Source organism: Pseudoalteromonas sp. SR43-3 (assembly GCF_014163875.1).
In the GTDB taxonomy this organism is placed as follows: Bacteria; Pseudomonadota; Gammaproteobacteria; order Enterobacterales; family Alteromonadaceae; genus Pseudoalteromonas; species Pseudoalteromonas distincta.
In genome coordinates, this window is sequence record NZ_JACJEC010000007.1 from 79566 (window position 1) to 97900 (window position 18335).

16 protein-coding genes are annotated in these 18335 nt (G+C 39.0%); 11 read left to right on the forward strand and 5 right to left on the reverse strand.

Annotation, left to right across the window (positions count from 1 at the left end; genetic code table 11):
- Positions 1-16: 16 nt before the first annotated feature.
- Positions 17-2467: a TonB-dependent receptor gene (locus H5088_RS10730; protein WP_138488891.1), complete on the reverse strand. Its 2451-nt coding sequence runs from the start codon at positions 2465-2467 to the stop codon at positions 17-19.
- Between the two features lie 622 nt (positions 2468-3089).
- Complete coding sequence (locus tag H5088_RS10735) at positions 3090-3515, reverse strand: hypothetical protein (protein WP_182752837.1); 426 nt, start codon at positions 3513-3515, stop codon at positions 3090-3092.
- Positions 3516-3854: 339 nt separating this feature from the next.
- Between H5088_RS10735 and ccoN the strand changes: the two genes are divergently transcribed.
- The 11 genes from ccoN to ttcA all read left to right on the forward strand — a co-directional run bounded on the left by ccoN (position 3855) and on the right by ttcA (position 13963).
- A complete protein-coding gene (gene ccoN / locus H5088_RS10740) occupies positions 3855-5288 on the forward strand; it encodes a cytochrome-c oxidase, cbb3-type subunit I (RefSeq protein WP_002961515.1) in 1434 nt (477 codons plus the stop codon).
- 12 nt (positions 5289-5300) lie between these two features.
- Positions 5301-5975, forward strand: coding sequence for a cytochrome-c oxidase, cbb3-type subunit II (gene ccoO / locus H5088_RS10745; protein WP_024597379.1), 675 nt, complete (start codon positions 5301-5303; stop codon positions 5973-5975).
- Positions 5976-5981: 6 nt separating this feature from the next.
- Positions 5982-6167, forward strand: coding sequence for a CcoQ/FixQ family Cbb3-type cytochrome c oxidase assembly chaperone (locus tag H5088_RS10750; protein ID WP_024597380.1), 186 nt, complete (start codon positions 5982-5984; stop codon positions 6165-6167).
- Entirely contained in the window at positions 6164-7198 is a 1035-nt protein-coding gene (gene ccoP, locus H5088_RS10755) for a cytochrome-c oxidase, cbb3-type subunit III (protein WP_182752838.1), read from the forward strand. Before H5088_RS10750 ends, ccoP begins: the two co-directional genes overlap by 4 nt.
- Positions 7199-7347: 149 nt before the next feature.
- Positions 7348-7839 carry a FixH family protein gene (locus tag H5088_RS10760; protein ID WP_002963075.1) on the forward strand — a complete coding sequence of 164 codons (492 nt, stop codon included), beginning with the start codon at positions 7348-7350 and terminating at the stop codon, positions 7837-7839.
- An 8-nt stretch (positions 7840-7847) separates the two neighbouring features.
- Positions 7848-10223, forward strand: coding sequence for a heavy metal translocating P-type ATPase (locus H5088_RS10765; RefSeq protein ID WP_182733251.1), 2376 nt, complete (start codon positions 7848-7850; stop codon positions 10221-10223).
- Complete coding sequence (gene ccoS, locus H5088_RS10770) at positions 10220-10387, forward strand: cbb3-type cytochrome oxidase assembly protein CcoS (RefSeq protein WP_002963071.1); 168 nt, start codon at positions 10220-10222, stop codon at positions 10385-10387. Before H5088_RS10765 ends, ccoS begins: the two co-directional genes overlap by 4 nt.
- A complete protein-coding gene (locus H5088_RS10775) occupies positions 10380-11051 on the forward strand; it encodes a sulfite exporter TauE/SafE family protein (protein WP_182752839.1) in 672 nt (223 codons plus the stop codon). Before ccoS ends, H5088_RS10775 begins: the two co-directional genes overlap by 8 nt.
- 70 nt (positions 11052-11121) lie before the next feature.
- Positions 11122-11859 carry an FNR family transcription factor gene (locus tag H5088_RS10780; RefSeq protein WP_002963069.1) on the forward strand — a complete coding sequence of 246 codons (738 nt, stop codon included), beginning with the start codon at positions 11122-11124 and terminating at the stop codon, positions 11857-11859.
- A gap of 103 nt (positions 11860-11962) precedes the next feature.
- Complete coding sequence (gene uspE, locus H5088_RS10785) at positions 11963-12895, forward strand: universal stress protein UspE (protein WP_165723936.1); 933 nt, start codon at positions 11963-11965, stop codon at positions 12893-12895.
- 153 nt (positions 12896-13048) lie between these two features.
- A complete protein-coding gene (gene ttcA / locus H5088_RS10790) occupies positions 13049-13963 on the forward strand; it encodes a tRNA 2-thiocytidine(32) synthetase TtcA (RefSeq protein ID WP_002963067.1) in 915 nt (304 codons plus the stop codon).
- Positions 13964-14045: 82 nt separating this feature from the next.
- Here ttcA and H5088_RS10795 read toward each other — a convergent pair whose 3' ends face one another.
- The 3 genes from H5088_RS10795 to H5088_RS20455 form a co-directional block, all read right to left on the reverse strand.
- A complete protein-coding gene (locus H5088_RS10795; protein WP_165723935.1) occupies positions 14046-15107 on the reverse strand; it encodes a hypothetical protein in 1062 nt (353 codons plus the stop codon).
- Between the two features lie 264 nt (positions 15108-15371).
- Positions 15372-16442, reverse strand: coding sequence for a hypothetical protein (locus tag H5088_RS10800; protein ID WP_182671759.1), 1071 nt, complete (start codon positions 16440-16442; stop codon positions 15372-15374).
- A gap of 286 nt (positions 16443-16728) precedes the next feature.
- A complete protein-coding gene (locus tag H5088_RS20455) occupies positions 16729-18054 on the reverse strand; it encodes a PAS domain-containing methyl-accepting chemotaxis protein (protein WP_182752840.1) in 1326 nt (441 codons plus the stop codon).
- Positions 18055-18335: the final 281 nt, after the last annotated feature.

Genomic DNA, 18335 nt, shown 5'->3' on the forward strand with positions numbered 1-18335 from the left:
AAGATTAATGTGCTAGTTAAAACTTGTAGTTTACACTTGCAAACACGCGAGAACCAACTACATCGTAAATTTCTGGAACAGTGCCCATATCATTGCCGCCTAGAACTTCTTCTGGCTCTTTATCAAAGATATTGTTCATACCACCGGTAACACGAAGTGCATCATTGATGTTATAGCTCATAGAAATATCATGGTAAATAACGTTATCTGTGCTAAACGACTCACCGTAGTAATCGCCGTCCATACCACGGAGAAAACGTGCATTATAAAGCACATTAAATGCATCAGTTATATCGTAGCTTACAGATAGATTAGATTTAATTTTAGAGTATCCACCGATGTTGCCATCAATAGTGCCAGTGTAATTAATGTCATCTTCTTCAAACTTGATTAAATAAGTTGTATCAAGGTTTATACGATAGTTATCTGCAGAGTAGCTAATATTCCAATCAACACCTGATGTTTCTTGAGAACCTACGTTAGTTAGTGCTGAACTTAGGTTAGATAAGTCACCAGATTGTGTGATGTTTACTGATGAACATGATTCTGAGTCACCTGCAAAACAGCTATTCATTTCGTTTTGAACATCTAAGCGAGTAATCGCATTAGTAATATCAAACTTCCAGTAATCTAGAGTTGTTGATAAGCCGTCAGCTACTTCCCAAACCATACCAAAAGTGAAAGAGCGACTTTCTTCGGCTTTAAGATCGTTATCACTTGTGTAGTTTACAAGTATTTGAGCATCTTGTTCGTTGCCCCATGGATCAGCTAGGTAATCGTACGAACCTGAGTTACCACCAAACAGTTCTGATACGTTTGGTGCTCTAAAGCCAGTAGCTAATACAGAACGAACCATAAACTCTTCAGTTACATTCCACGTTGCACCAAGTTTCCACGTTGTTTCGCCACCAAAGGTAGAGTAGTTATCGTAGCGAGCAGCACCTTCAAGGGTAACAGTCTCTAATACCGGCATAGATGTTTCAAAGTAGATAGACTGTACTGAGAAATCACCTTCAGTTGGATCTTGTTGTGCAGCTGTGCTCTCACCAAGCTGAGTAATTAGATCTGGTGTGTAGTAACCACTTTCAAAGCGGTTTTCTACACCGATTGCGTAACCAATATCACTTTCTGTTACTGCACTATAACCAGCTGAAAGAATAAATTGCTCGTTACCACCTTCGTTTGACTCAGTATAAATTGAATCGTTAGATGTTAATAAGCTACGATCTAAAGAATCACCGCTAAACCAAAGAGCTTGGTTTGCATAAATGCTTTCTTCAACTCGACTTGCATTAATTGAGTTTTGAACTTTATCTTTTGAGTCATTACGACCGTAAGTTGCACTTACATCCCAGCTTGCATCGTTATCTAATAAACCTTGTAATGCAACAGATACACGGTAAGTGTCAGTTTCTTGCTCATAAATACGAGGACCAGCATCAACCATTCTTCTTCTGTACTCTAAAGAGTCAGCAAGATCGCCTGTATCTGCGTCACGGAAGCTATCTGTGTAAGTTGAATCCAAGCTAGAAGTACTTAAATCAATACTTGCTGGTTGTGGTGCAAGTTGTTGGTTAGATTCACGACGTGTATACATCAAATCAACATTAAATGTAGTGTCTGAGTCTAGCTCTTTGTCAAAACTAGTAAATAAGCTGTATAGCTCATTAGGTGTTTGAGCATAGCTTGATGTTGTGAAATCGTATGAAGTAGTTCTATCTGCAAAAACACCATTACCCTGGTAAGTTCTGCCGCCCAGTGTTCCTTCAGGGATAAATGAAGACTCGCCAGGCTCTACAAAACGACGATCCGACTGAATTACTTCACCACGGTTTGAGTATTGAGCACCAACAACTAAGTTGCCATCGGCAATATTCATTCCGTGTAATAAACTAACACCGTAATTATTGCCATCACCTTTTGTAGTGCGGCTGCCTTCAACGTTAAGCTCTGAACCTTCAAAATCTTTCTTTGTTATGATGTTAACAACACCAGCAATAGCATCAGAGCCATATACTGCAGACGCGCCGTCTTTTAAGATTTCTATAGATTTGATCATTGCTACAGGAATGGTATTTAAATCAACAGAAGAATCTGCGCCGGTTCCTGAAGAAACCATACGACGACCATTTAATAATACCAGTGTACGTTGCGAGCCCATACCACGTAGGTTGACTGTCGCAGAACCACCTGAACCATTATTACTTGAAGCGCCTAAGCTAATACCAGCAGCTGATGGCTGAGTAGAAAGTATGTCAGCAACCGATGTGAAACCACTTTTTGCAATGAAGTCATCACCGATAACTGTGATTGGGCTTGATGTTTCCATATCAGTACGATTAATGCGAGAGCCAGTTACCTGAATTTTTTCAATTGATGTAGCTGCTTCGTCAGCCGCTAAAACTTGCACACTTGAGAACATTGGTATTGCTGCGATTACAGCTAAACCAAGAGTTGATTTTTTCATGAAAGAACCCTACTTGTTGGAAATTTACCTTTATTGGTAATGCTCACTTTTTATTAGAATAGTGAGTCAGGTGGGCAACTTAGGCGCTTTTAACTGAACGAAAACTTAACGGCAGCTCAATTTATATCAAGAAATAAAATGGAATAACCATAGCAGGTACATAGGTTACATTATGTTTCAGTGTTAATTAATAAATAAACTTTAAAAACAGCGGCTTGAAAAAACAGTGAAACATTAGAAACACACCTGAAACCAAAGTGATTCACTTTGTAATCAAATGTAATTAACTGAGCTAAGTACCAAAAACAGACAAGTTAACAACTTAATCACAGCACATTATTAAAACCGCAAAACTAAATGTTAATTAATAACCATATTTATGCATACTTGATGCTTAAATAGTCTTATTTAGCCTCTTTGGAAGGTTTTTTGATTAGATTTTTTTATTCAGTCGTAATTAAAGTTGAACTTTTTGAGAGCACTTATTCACTATTGAAGTTTTGTCAGTATTAAAACTTAAAAAGGCAATTTTATTGATCTTGTCACTCAAATAATCGTATGTATAAGAAAACGAACTCACATCAAAAATGTAAGCTGTATACAAGAGTTTGTAGTCGCAACTTTAATACGTAACGTAAAAAGAGTAACTGAGTGTTTGTATTACAGAGGTGGCATTATCTTTAACGGTTAGTTCTAAATTCCAAAGCATATTTTGCTCTGAACAAATACCAACCATAGTATTACTTTGCCAAAGATCATTATGTTTTTTAAATTTTTGGGGAATGTAACCCATGTACATAGTGATGCCTTTAAGCTTGGCATCTTCAATTGTAACGTTTGCAGGTAAGTCACTAAAGATAGTAAATGGGGTTTCGGGGGAAAGGGTTTTCTCGCTTAACCATACTTTAACATCATTTGAAAAAGTACAAGGCAAATTGGCTTCGCACTGGGCATTTTTAAGAAATTTTTTATCTGTATTTTTAGAAAAATCACACGCTGTTAATAAAAAAAACACCACAGTGAATAAACTTAACCTATATATAAGCATAACAATTTCGCACTAAAGAAAAGCAAATACTAATAATCGTGACTGTAAATAACAAGTGCGAGTGTTACTATTAGGCCAAATTAGGCACAAACTGTATCAAAAAATAAACAACAAGCTCACAAAGTTTGATTGATGTCATAATTTTATGTAATTGACCTATCTTTTTTAGGCCAAAAAATTTATCATTTCACCCGCAAAAAATAAGGGTTTCTCAAGTTTTTTTCTGAAGTTTTCATGTATTGAAAGTTTTAGGTAACACGCTTGAGAAAAATAGTAGGCCCCACTTTTAATAGTGGGTAATTCATTTCTAAACGCATTTATTGCAGCGGAAGCCAGAAAATGAGCCAAACAGTAGCATCACAAACTGAGTATAACTATAAGGTTGTACGCCAATTCGCTATTATGACAGTGATTTGGGGCATCGTTGGCATGAGTATTGGGGTTCTGATTGCTGCCCAATTAGCTTGGCCAGCACTTAACTTTGATACACCATGGTTAACTTACTCTCGACTACGTCCGTTACACACGAACGCAGTAATTTTCGCATTTGGTACTAGTGCACTGTTTGCGACGTCTTATTACGTCGTACAACGTACTTGCCAAACGCGTCTTTTCTCAGACAAACTCGCCGCCTTTTCATTTTGGGGCTGGCAGCTAGTTATTGTATTAGCAGTAATTACATTACCACTTGGTATTACTAGCTCAAAAGAATACGCAGAACTTGAATGGCCAATCGATATTTTAATCGCTGTGGTTTGGATTGTTTACGCTATTGTATTCTTTGGTACTTTAATCAAGCGTAAAGTGTCGCACATTTATGTTGCTAACTGGTTCTATGCTGGCTTTATTATTACTGTTGCAGTACTACACATTGTAAACAGCATGGCAGTGCCTGTGTCGTTAACTAAATCATACTCAATCTACGCAGGTGCGGTAGATGCTATGGTTCAGTGGTGGTACGGTCATAACGCTGTAGGTTTCCTATTAACTGCTGGTTTCTTGGGTATGATGTATTACTTTGTACCAAAACAAGCAGGTCGCCCAGTTTACTCATACCGTTTATCGGTAGTTCACTTTTGGGCATTAATTTCATTATATATTTGGGCAGGTCCTCACCACCTTCACTACACTGCGCTTCCTGATTGGACGCAAAGTTTAGGTATGGTTATGTCTATTATCCTATTCGTACCGTCTTGGGGTGGTATGATTAACGGTATTATGACCCTATCAGGCGCATGGCATAAACTGCGTACTGATCCAGTACTACGCTTCTTAGTTGTTTCATTGTCTTTCTACGGTATGTCTACGTTCGAAGGCCCTATGATGGCAATTAAATCTGTAAATGCGTTATCTCACTACACAGATTGGACAATCGGCCACGTACACTCAGGTGCACTAGGTTGGGTTGCTATGATTTCAATTGGTGCTATTTACCACTTAATTCCTGCGTTATTTGCGCAAGGTCGTATGTATAGCGTTAAATTAGTTAATACCCACTTCTGGTTACACACTGTAGGTGTTGTTTTATACATTGTTGCAATGTGGATCTCTGGTGTAATGCAAGGTCTTATGTGGCGTGCGGTAAATGCCGACGGTACATTAATGTACAGCTTTGTGCAGTCTTTAGAAGCGTCGCATCCTTTCTACATTATGCGTTTTGTAGGCGGTGTATTCATCGTAACAGGCATGTTAGTTATGGCTTATAACGTTTTCCGTACAATTTCAGCTGAGAAAGAATCTCTGAAGTTAGACGCGCAAGCACAATTAGCATAACGGAGTGAGATGATGAGCAATAAAAATTCACAAAACAAACATGAAATAGTAGAAAAGAACGTTGGCCTTATGGCTATTCTGACTGTTTTTGCTATCAGCTTTGGTGCATTAGTTGAAATTACTCCGCTAATGTTCCAAGACGACACAACTAAACCAGTAGAAGGCCTACGCCCTCTTAATGCTTTAGAAATGGAAGGCCGTGACATATATGTACGTGAAGGTTGTTATAACTGTCACTCACAAATGATCCGCCCTTTTCGTGATGAAGTTGAGCGTTACGGTCACTACTCTGTAGCAGGCGAATCAGTATGGGATCACCCTTTCCAATGGGGTTCAAAACGTACTGGTCCTGACCTTGCTCGCGTTGGTAAACGTTACTCGGACGATTGGCATTATGCTCACTTAGTTGACCCACGTGCTGTGGTTCCTGAGTCGAATATGCCAGGTTTTCCTTGGTTAGCAGAGGATAAGGTAGATACAAGCCTGACTCTGAAAAAACTACAAATTTTCCGTGATACTTTTGCTATTAACCCAGAAAACCCTAAACACCCGGGCCTAGGTTATGGCAGCGACGAAGAACTTAAAGCTGATGTTGAAAAAGTTAACGCTATGAATAACGGCGAAGGCGCAACAGAAATCCAAGCTCTAATCGCGTATTTACAGCAACTTGGTACCCACTTGAAGTAAATTATTATGGATTACGGAACATACAGAGGCATTTTGACTCTGGTAATTTTAGTATTGTTTATTGTGATTGTTGTATGGGCATACAGCAAGCGTAGCAAAAATCGTTTTGATAGCGCTGCTAATGCCATTTTCGAGGATGAAAAAAAACATAACAACACACTCTCTAACGAGGAAAAGGAGTCTGAAAAATGACTAGCTTTTGGAGTATTTGGGTTATTGTATTAACCCTTGCATGCTTATGCATCATCTTTGGCCTATTAGTTTGGAACTTAAAAAACTATGCTGGCGTAAAAGAAGGTGAAAGCTGTGGACATGAATTTGACGGCATTGAAGAGCTAAATAATCCACTACCAAAATGGTGGACTTACATGTTTTTCGCAACTTTTATTTGGTCAGTATATTACCTTGCAGCTTACCCAGGTTTAGGCAACTGGGAAGGTTTAGGTAAATGGACTAGCTCTAATCAAGGTATTACGTCTTTAGCTGAATCTAAAAAAGCAGTTGCAGAGGCTAAAGCAGAAGGTCGTTTTGTTAAACTTGATAAAGAGTATGAAGCTGCAGAAGAACGCTTTGGTCCTATTTTTAATCGACTTGCACAAGTGCCGGTTTTAGATTTAGTTAATTCTAAGTTTGAAGGCGACGCAGCGCAGCAAGTTGCTCTTGAAAATGGTGACAAACATGAACAAACAGATGGTCAATTAGCCATCGAAATTGGTCAGCGTTTATTCTCACAAAACTGTGCGCAATGTCACGGCTCTGATGCACGTGGTGGAACAGGCTTCCCTAACCTAACTGATAAAGATTGGTTATATGGCGGTACACCAGACAAAATTAGAGAAACACTGCTTAATGGTCGTATAGCTGCAATGCCAGCTTGGGGCGATGCTCTTGGTGAGCAAGGCGTTAAAGAAATGACTGCACATGTGCTGAGCCTTTCTGGTCGTACTGTTAACCAAAAAGATGCTGCCGCAGGTAAAGCTAAGTTTGCAATGTGTGCAGCATGTCACGGTGCTGACGGTAAAGGGTCGGCTGCACATAACCTACCATTTGGCGCGCCTAACCTGACTGATAACATTTGGTTATACGGTGGTTCTCAACGTGCTGTTGAAGAAACACTTAACCACGGCCGTGCTGGTGTAATGCCTGCTTGGAAAGACATTTTAGGTGAAGATAAGATTCACTTATTAACAGCCTACGTTTACAGTTTATCGCAAGATAAATAAGCACACGGTTAATAAAATGTTTATAAATTAATTTATTTAATTCAATAGATTAATCCAGATCAAAAAAGCCTCCAGTCGGAGGCTTTTTTTTAGTCTTTTACGTATAATTCCTATAAAATAACGCTTCCTAAACTAATTTTAGAGACACTATGCAACCTACTCCGTGGTATAAAAATTTTTGGCCTTGGTTTTTAATCTTTTTTCCGTTAGTTGCCATTATTGGCTGTATTAGCTTATTTATTACGGCAATAGGTAACGGCCCAGATATGGTTGTTGACGACTACTACAAAAAAGGCAAAGCAATAAACTTAGAACTGACTAAGTTTGAAAAAGCAAAAGCACTTTACTTACATGGCGAATTAAATGTAACCAACGAGCGTGTAAGCTTTAAGTTTACAAAAGGTGACAGTAGCAACGTGCATGTTTTAAAACTTTCGTTTTACCACCGTACTATTAAAGCGCATGACTTTGAGGCCACACTTACACCTAATGCCAATCAAGAATTTACTGCATTACTTGATAAGTATACACCAGGTGCATACTCTGTATTTATTGAGCCAATTGATGGCAGCTGGAAACTCAAAGAAAACATTGTTCTACCGACGGCTGAAACCGTTTTAGTTACTCCTAACTATAAGTAATCATCACTATGTCTCACTCTTGCTTTCATTGCCTTGAAAGTGTGCCAAACGGATTTAGCGCAAACGTTATAATTGACGATATAGCCCAGCCAATGTGTTGCATTGGCTGCCAAGCAGTTGCGCAAAATATTGTTGTTCAAGGTATGACTGATTATTATAAATACCGAACTGTTCGCGCAGGCAAGGTTGAGCAACTGGTACCTGAGCAACTCGCATTTATAAAAAGTTATGACAACGAAGATATTCAAGACGAATTTATAGCTACTAACGACAATATCTCAGAGGTATTGTTGAGTGTTGACGGTATAACCTGCGCAGCGTGTGCATGGCTTATCGAAAAACAACTCTTAAACTTAAAGACTGTAAAACGGGTTGATGTAAATACATCCACCAACCGCGCGATGATCCAATGGGATAAAACCAGCACCCCATTGAGCGAAATTATTACTTCCTTAGCCAAAATAGGTTATAAAGCCTACCCATTTCAATCAGATATTGAAGCTCAACAAAAGCAACAAACTGCCAAAGCCTATATTCGCCGCTTAGGTGTTGCAGGCTTAATGACCATGCAAGTTATGATGTTTGCGTTTGCCATGTACTTTGGCATGTTCTCAGGGATGGACAGCAATTTTGAGCAGTATTTTAGATGGATCAGCTTAGTACTTGCCTCTCCGGTTATTTTATATAGCGCACTGCCCTTTTTAACCAACGCCATAAATGGCTTAAAAGCAAAACAGCTCAATATGGATTTACCCGTATCGCTGGCCATTTTTGGTGCGTTTGGCGCAAGTTGTTACGCCACATTTATGCAAGTCGGCGAAGTATATTTTGAATCTGTGTGCATGTTCACCTTTTTACTTTTATTAGGTAAGTACCTTGAATTTAGAGCGCGTTTAAAAGCGAGCGAATTTACTGCCAACTTACAAAAATTATTGCCATTAACAGCCCGTACCATTAACGACAGTGGTGAAGAACTTATAATTGCAGCCAAAAAACTAAAACTTAATGACGTAGTACTCATTAAAGCGGGTGAAACAATTCCTGCCGACGGCGAGCTTATAAAGGGTAAAACTACGGTTGATGAATCAATGATGACGGGCGAACACCAACCCGTTACAAAATTTATCGGTCACAATGTCTACGCCGGTTGCGTTAACCACGACGGCGTTATTGAAATAAAAATTAATAAAATTGGCCAAAATACCCTTTTAAATCAAATTATCCGCTTGCAACACAACGCATTAACTAAACGCCCTAAACTGGTTGAAATTACAGATAAAGTTGCGCAATGGTTTATAGCGTGCCTGCTTATATTTGCTTCACTTACAGCTATTGGCTGGTACCAAATTGACCCTGAACACGCATTTTGGATCACCATTTCGGTTTTAGTTGCTACCTGCCCATGTGCCCTGAGTTTAGCCATACCAACCGCACTTACATGCGCGGTTGCAACCTTGACCCGTAAAGGCGTATTAATAAAACAAGCGCATGTGCTCGAAACACTCTCACAAATTACGCTATTTGCCTTTGATAAAACAGGCACACTCACCCAAGGTAAATTTAGCCTAGATGAAGTAGATATACTCGATAAGCAATACACAAAAGCGCAAGTGCTAGATATAGCAGCTATGTTAGAGCGTTATTCTGAACACCCTATAGCCAGCGCATTTGATGAAATTACTCCTGCTCACCACAATCTTAATAACGTTGAAGTGCATCCAGGTCTGGGAATTAGCGCACAAGATGCAAACAATCATTATGCAATTGGTAAAAGTGGTTGGTTTGATAGCAAAAAATCAAATGCACAAGCAAGCTTGTATATAAATAAGCAGGTTGTTGCACGTTTTTACTTTATTGATAAAGTAAAAAACGATGCTCAAAAGCTTATAGGCTCACTTCAATCGCAAAATTTAACGTGTCATATGTTAACCGGTGACGCATCAGATGCTGGGCAAAAAGTAGCTAAGCAACTCAACCTTGAAAGTGTGCAATCTGGGTGTTCGCCACAAGATAAACAAACAGCCGTTGAAAAATGGGCGTCACAAAACGAAGTTGTAGCAATGGTCGGCGATGGCGTAAACGACAGCCCTGTATTTGCCAGCGCGCATTTATCCATTGCAATGGAAACCGGTGCTGACATATCAAAAAATAGCGCCGATGTAGTGCTCCTTAATAGCGATTTAGCTTCAATTGATCATTTACTCAATGTGGCAAAACAAACCAGACGAATTATTAAGCAAAACCTTGCGCTGTCTTTATTGTATAATGCATCCATATTACCATTGGCAGCGCTGGGCTTAGTCGCTCCGTGGATGGCTGTTATTGGCATGTCTGCCAGCTCAATTATTGTGATTAGTAATTCACTAAGGCTATTAAAGTTATGAGCATAATTTACATTTTGATCCCTATTGCCATTTTGTTTGTCATTATTGCTATAGGCGTTTTCTTTTGGGCCGTAAAAAGTGAGCAGTTTTCTGATTTAAATAAGCAAGGTCATAGTATTTTGTTTGAAGACGACAAAGAGCAACATAATAAAAGTAATGATTGACCCTCTTTACACCAGCGCATTTTTAATGGGGCTAATAGGTAGCGGTCATTGCATTGCCATGTGCGGCGGTATTGCAAGCTCATTACAACTGGCAAGTGATAAACGCAAAACATTCACCTATTCATTTGCCTATAATACCGGGCGTGCACTGAGCTACATGGCAGCAGGTGCACTTGTTGCTGGTATTAGCAGCCAATTTGCTAGGCAAAACACATCTTTTTCTTTAGCACTTTCATTCATTGCAGCTATTTTTATGCTCCTAGTCGGCGTGTATATAATGCGCTTAGGCCCTACGTTGCAATGGTTAGAAAAAATTGGTAAAACCTTAGTGTGGCAACACATTGTTAAGCTAAATAAATACTTAATGCCTATTAACTCACCATTTAAAGCCCTAGGTTACGGTGCTTTGTGGGGATGGCTTCCATGTGGACTTGTTTACTCAGCACTTACATGGGCGATGACTAGCCCAAGTGCCCTAGACGGTGCTTTAGTGATGCTATGTTTTGCTTTGGGTACTTTCCCCGCAATGATCACGTTAGGCGTTACCGCACAAAAACTAAATAGTATTATTAACCACCCTTGGACCCGAATTGTACTGGGCAGTGTTATAATCTGGTATGGTATCTACTTATTGATGATTGCAACTGACAAGCTGATACAATAACCTATTCGCAGTATTAACCTTTTATGGTTATTTTGCAGTCCTGTGTATAAAAATTTAAACGGATTAAATTATGGATTTCTCTCAAAGTCGCGCTAAAGGTAATTGTGCTATTAGCTGTAATAACTGCAGTATTAGTCAATTGTGCTTGCCATTTTCTCTCAATGGCCAAGAAATGGATAAGCTAGACGAAATTATTGAGCGAAAAAAACCACTCCATAAAGGCGATTATCTATTTGAATCAGGCGCACCTTTACAGGCTATTTATGCTGTACGCTCTGGCTCATTTAAATCGTACACATTATCAGAGCAAGGTGATGAGCAAATAACCGGGTTTCATTTAGCGGGTGACTTAGTAGGCTTTGACGCGATAAGTAAAATGGCGCACCAGAGTTTTTCACAAGCACTTGAAACGTCAATGGTGTGCGAAATACCATTCGATACCCTTGACGAACTTGCTGGTAAATTACCAAAACTTCGTCAACAAATAATGCGCTTGATGAGCAGCGAAATTACATACGATCAAGAAATGCTGTTATTACTCAATAAAAAATCAGCAGAAGAACGCTTAGCTAGTTTTATTTATAACTTATCAGAGCGTTTTGGTGAACGTGGTTTTTCACGCAAAGAATTTAGATTTACCATGACTCGCGGTGAAATAGGTAACTACTTAGGCCTTACCGTAGAGACCATTAGCCGTTTATTAAGCCGTTTTCAAAAAGCCGACTTAATAAAAGTAGAAGGTAAATTTATTACAATTTTAGATAATGATGCCTTAGCTAAAACGGCAGCAATCGTTAAGCCTCGCTAAATTAAATAGTTTGATTTAGAACAACAATTTATATGCTACCCCTTTAACTGTTTTATATTTGCGTTACACTAATTGTACACCCGTTAGGCAAATGGAGTAGCATATGAACACTATTAAACGCATTATTGCGGTTATTGACCCTACCAAAGACGATCAACACGGTTTATCACGTTCAATAGACTTAGCCAAAAAATCTGGCGCAAGTATTACCGCCTTTATGACGGTTTACGACTTCTCTTATGAAATGACAACGATGCTATCTGGCGATGAACGCGAAGCAATGCGTGATGCCGTACTAAAAGATCGCCAGCTATGGCTTAAAGATTTGGTTTCACCTTACAAAGATATAGATATTGACACCCAAGTGGTTTGGCATAACCGTCCTTATGAAGCCATAATCGATACTGTAATTGATCAAAAGTACGATTTAGTAATTAAAGGCACACATCAACATGGTGCACTTAAATCCGTTATTTTCACCCCTACCGACTGGCATTTAGTACGAAAATGCCCTGCCCCGGTGTTGTTTGTTAAAGAAATGGCATGGCCAGAAAACGGTAATATTTTAGCTGCTGTGAATGCGGTTAGTGAAAACGAAGAACATGTAGCACTTAATAAACGGGTAATTAAAGACGCACAATTTTTATGTGAACTTGCCAACGCAAAACTTAATTTAGTTAATGCTTATCCTGCAACGCCCATAAATATAGCAATCGAAATTCCTGAGTTTAACCCTGGACTTTATAACGAATCAGTTAAAAAACACCACATTGAATCAACCAATGCACTTGCTGCTGAGTTTAATTTAAGCCAAGAGCAATGTTTTATTGAAGAAGGCCTACCTGAGGATGTAATCCCTGATGTAGCTAAGCGGTTAAATAGCGAATTAGTTGTTATTGGTACCGTTGGTCGTACAGGCTTAAGTGCCGCTTTAGTAGGTAATACAGCAGAGCATGTAATTGATAGCCTTGACTGCGATGTACTAGCACTTAAGCCCGATGGTTACGTAAGCCCGATGGCAAAGAAACTAGATTAATTAAAAATTTAGCAAGTAACATCCAGTTTGTTACTTGCTAAAAATACCGTGTTTAATTACATCCTAAACTCGCATATTCAGGTGGTTTGGGTATAATACGCCCCTTTATTTTTAGCAAATAACTTTGCTGTATTGTTTTACTAGGGGGCGTAATTGTCACACTCAGATCAAGCTAAAGCTCAATTTAACTTAAATAAGCTACAAAAGCGTTTACGTCGCCAAACTGGTCAAGCCGTTATGGACTTCAATATGATTGAAGAAGGTGACCGTATAATGGTGTGTTTATCAGGTGGCAAAGACAGCTACACAATGCTTGAAATGCTTCAACATTTAAAACGTGTAGCACCTATAAAGTTTGATCTCGTTGTTGTAAACCTAGATCAAAAACAACCAGGGTTTCCTGAGCACGTTTTACCCCAGTATCTTGATAAATTAAATGTAGAATACAAAATTGTAGAAGAAGATACCTACAGCATTGTTACTGACATTATTCCTGAAGGTAAAACAACCTGTTCACTTTGCTCACGACTGCGTCGTGGTATTTTATACCGCACAGCAAATGAGTTAGGCGCAACTAAAATAGCCCTTGGCCACCATCGTGACGACATGATTGAAACGTTGTTTTTAAATATGTTTTACGGTGGAAAACTAAAAAGTATGCCGGCTAAATTAATGAGTGATAACGGCGAGCATATGGTTATTCGCCCACTTGCATACTGCAAAGAAAGCGATATAAGCCAATACGCATTTGCACAAGGTTATCCAATTATTCCATGTAACCTATGTGGTTCGCAAGAAAACCTACAGCGTAAACATACAAAAGCAATGCTCGCTAAATGGGATGCTGAGCACCCAGGCCGTATTGAGAGTATTTTTACAGCAATGCAAAACGTCGTGCCTTCACACTTAGCTGATGCTGATTTGTTTGATTTTAAAAACTTACAAACCGGTGAAGTCATTGATGGTGGCGATATAGCTCTTGATAAGCCAGACATTCCTAAAGTGCCTGTTACTAATGAGCTTGATGAACAAGAAGCTCCAAGTGTAGTTACTATAAATCTAAGCTAACATATCTAGGCTAACAAATTTAAGGGGGTTGTATTTATGTACAACCCCCTTAAATTTACCAATTCAGCCTTACGTTCTATTTTTAACTCTCAGCTAGGCCTTGTAAAAACTCTAAACTTAACTTTTCTTGTGCATTAGTCTGATACGGCAACTGCTGTAAACTGTCGTACGAGAAATCGTTTATATCAAAATGGCTTATTTCACTATTCCCAAAGCTGTTACGCTCACCTGGGCTTGGCGACATTCTTTCTATTACAAAGTCACTTAAGCGCATATCGGTAACGCCCTTAGGTAATACTGACCAATGAGCTTTTAAGTCTACGGTTTGGCTCCCTTGTGTTAAGCGTTCCTTAGATACCAAATGAGCAAGTGGTGTATCACCACTATATAAATTCGCCCTAACACGATACAAACCACTTTTTATCACCGTTAAATTAGCTGGCATAATCATGTTTTCATTTTGAGCATAAGCAATTTCAAAACCTGTCAAAGTAGCACTTGGCGGCATATATTGAATTTGCGCAACTACGGGTACTTTTTTGCCGTCAACATCGCCCTGCACATACACTTGCAAACTACGAGGGTAATCTTCATCTTCTTTAAATGTAATAATTGCCTCACCTTCACGCGCATTGCCCGTATGGGTATTTAGTACTTCCTTTGTATCAGTATTTGCAAGTTCTACGACCACTTTACCAAGCCCTTGAGCGCTTACCTTTATTGTTATTTCTTCTGGATATACAAAACGATATTGTTTGAGGCTTACCGTTAAAGCATCGCCGCTTTCACCTATGGGGCTCGACACAGGATAAAACTGATTTGGCTTTAATCGATCTTCATCTAAAGGACTCAAAGGTTGGGAATAAGGAGGAAACTTAAGTGCACTTTCGTATTGCATCACCACTTGCTGCGCTGCTTTTGTTAGGTCTTCATTAAACGCAATTTGCTTTTTTGATTGTGGTTTTTTAGCTTTAGGCACATCTATAGGGATCACTTTTACAGGCGATAAGTCAGGTGCGTTCGCGCTGTGTTTAATCTGTGGTTTTATTGGCTCAGCAACTTTATGAGCATCATTTTTACCAGTAAACCATAGCGAGAATAAAATAGTGCTAATAATTAAAGCAACGACATAAAATTTTTTCATTTTTATATTTCAATCTTTTATAAGGCGTATAGTTTTTAATACCAATCTGCTTATATATGGGTCTATTTAACGTTAAGAAAATTACGCTAGAACTAGGCAAAAATTTTTGTATCTAGTTGTTCTCGGCAATTGCTCCCTGCATTGCTCTACCTCCTGCATCCATGCAGTCGTAAATAAAAAATTTTTAACGACGTTATAGTGGAATTTAATTCGTTAAATTGATCAAAGATTTATGCAGATTGGTATAACTACACGCCTTCTATGTTATGGAATCACATTATAAATAAGTGCTGATGCACTTAAATTATTTGAATCCCTAATATAACGATATTGTTTTTTCCAAAACCAACTACCTGTAGTTTTATCAAACGTATTAAACCCTACGTTATTACCTTCAACATTTACGTTATTCATGGCTATTGTGACATTACCTTTACGCTGCGCGTTATGTATTTCGTTATGGCTATAACTGTCACTCATCATCATTGGATAATGATTTGGCATAAAGCTACTAACAGCATCACCTTGCGATTTTAAATGGCCATCTGTATCAATACTGCTGCTACAACTTCCAAACGAGCCAGCCGAACTTGCACCACATGAAGAGTGCGATGCTACAACCGAATCATCATTACCTTTTAAAAATCCACCTGTTAAACCTAAATACGCATTACCATCTGCCACAAAGCGTAATCTAGGTGTACGTGCATCAGGAAATGGCGATATTTTACGGGCATTATTCACTTTTAAATCGTGTAATACACCAACAGCTTCGGTTACATCGCTCCCTAGCCACCATTTGAGTGCTGCATCGACCGCAAAGTTCCATGATGCGCCAGTTAAAGCACTAACGGCTACATCTGCAAGCTCACTTCCACCACCCGCGCCTGCTAAATCAAACGTCGCAACAATATTAAGCGGCTGTAAGCCTGCGTTTTCTAACCAGTTTTCTTGGTTATCAATAATATGGCGTGCAACTAAGTCGCCTGTTGAATGTGTTACAAATACACAGCCATCACTGCATAAATTAGAGCGTGAAATTTGCTTTAACTTTGGCCACACCCAATCGGTAGCAATTTTACCTTCAATTCGCTCATAAGCAGGCCAATCAATTCGCTCATCTGCACGATTATTCCAGTACGATTGCCAATATGTTTCACCGTCATTAATTACATCACTACCCGACTTATTGGTTATTTGCGAAGTTTGTAACCCGTGAATTAATATAATTTTGTAGTCTTTACTCGCAGCAGAAAAGCTCATTAGCATAGCAAGCCCAGCACCAATTAGGTGACTTGGTTTAATTAATGTGTGTGTGCGCTTAGTGTTGTTCATACAATTCCTTAATGTTGTGTACGTAATATTTTATTATCATTTAAGGTATTCATACTAGGGCTTGTCAGCCTTGGCGTTCATCAGTATTAGGAACAAAGAACAAAAATGCAACAATTTATTATCATTTATAGGGATGAAGAAACTTATTACTTGTTATTTAATGGGTTAATAAAGAATAGTTGTTAAATTTAAAATTATCAGGGATGTTTCGAGAGTAATATTGAGGGGGGTTAGGTTGAGCGGGTACCGGTAAAGGTGCCCGCTTTAGAATAAGGACGTAACTAATCTAGCCGTTAGCTTTGAGTTCACTGGTAAATTGCCCAATCGCATTTACAACTTCTTGTGCGCCTTGCTGAATTTCCTGCATCACATCACCCGACTCTTTAGATAGTGCTAAACCTTGCTCTGCTTTTTCTTTACCTTTTTCTATTACAGCCACCGTATTTTGGGTTTGTGATTGGTTACGCTGTACTACTTCTACAATTTCTTCTGTTGCTTTTGATGTACGCGATGCAAGCAATCGAACCTCGTCTGCAACCACAGCAAAACCTCGACCTTGCTCTCCAGCCCTAGCCGCTTCAATTGCGGCATTTAATGCTAACAAATTGGTTTGCTCTGCAATACTACTAATACTTTGTACAATACTCGATATTTGTTGCGACTGCTGATCAAGCGCTGAAATTTCACTTGCCGCTTGCTCCATGTTAATAGCCAGCTCGGTCATTACTGCAACCGTATCTTGTATAACGCTCGCGCCTTGCTCTGCTTTTTTATCCGTTTGGGTTGAGGTGCTATAAGCAATTTCGGCAGCCTGAGATATCGCAATTTCTTGATTTACTTGCTCTGTAATAACTGTTGCAAACTTCATTACTTTATAAAGTTCATTCGCGTCATTTGAGATTGGGTTATATGACGCTTCTAACCATACAACATTGCCATATTTATCAACACGCTTAAAGCGCTCCGCTATAAACTGTCCTTCTCTTAATTTAGCCCAAAACTGTTGATACTCTTGGGAATTATACTCTGAAGCTTCACAAAATGTGCGATGGTGTTTTCCTATTAATTCACTTTCTTGATAACCCATTGCTGATAAAAACTGCTCATTTGCTTTTAAAACATGGCCTTCTAAATCAAATTCAATTACTGCCATAGAGCGATATATCGCTTTGATAGTGTCGCTTTGCTCGCGGGAAGCCGTAATTGTTTTTGTAAGCACACTCCCGAATATAGAAAAATAGAGCAACTGATCTTGCTCCCCTTTTACAGGATGTACTATTAAACGTAACCATTCAGCTTTACCATCACCGCGCGCAATTTGTAATGCACCGCCCCAATGTCCTTCTTTTTTTATAGCTTGCTGTAGGCTTTTAAATTCTGAAGATTGACGAGATGACTCAGTAATAAAATCATCAAAAGAGTTATTAGTAAGATCGTCTTCGTTGTAGCCTAAGTTTTCTAAAAACCTATCATTGGCGTGCGAAATTCTGCCATCATAGAGAATGTTCAGTACTAACATCTCTCGGTAAAGCCCTTCCCACACTTGTTGTAACGGATAGAGTTCTGCTTTTAAAGAGGCTATTTCATTTTGCTTATTTTTAGAAAAAAACATTAATATCCTTACTAGGGCGTGTTGACCTTTGTGGATTGAAATTTGTTCAATCTAGGGGCGATTAAATCACGGCGCGAGGTTTGTAACCTAGTGGGCTCGATAACTGCTCCTGCGTTATTCTAATGGCTTACATCCATGTAAGAATAAGTAAAAACCGAGCAAAGCTTCCGCGTCCTGCTCACGCCCCTTACCTACATCCATGTAGGCAACAAAGATTTAATCGTCCCTAGAAAGAACCCAAAGGGCAGCGTATGTTTGGTATTTATACTACGTTATCGCCT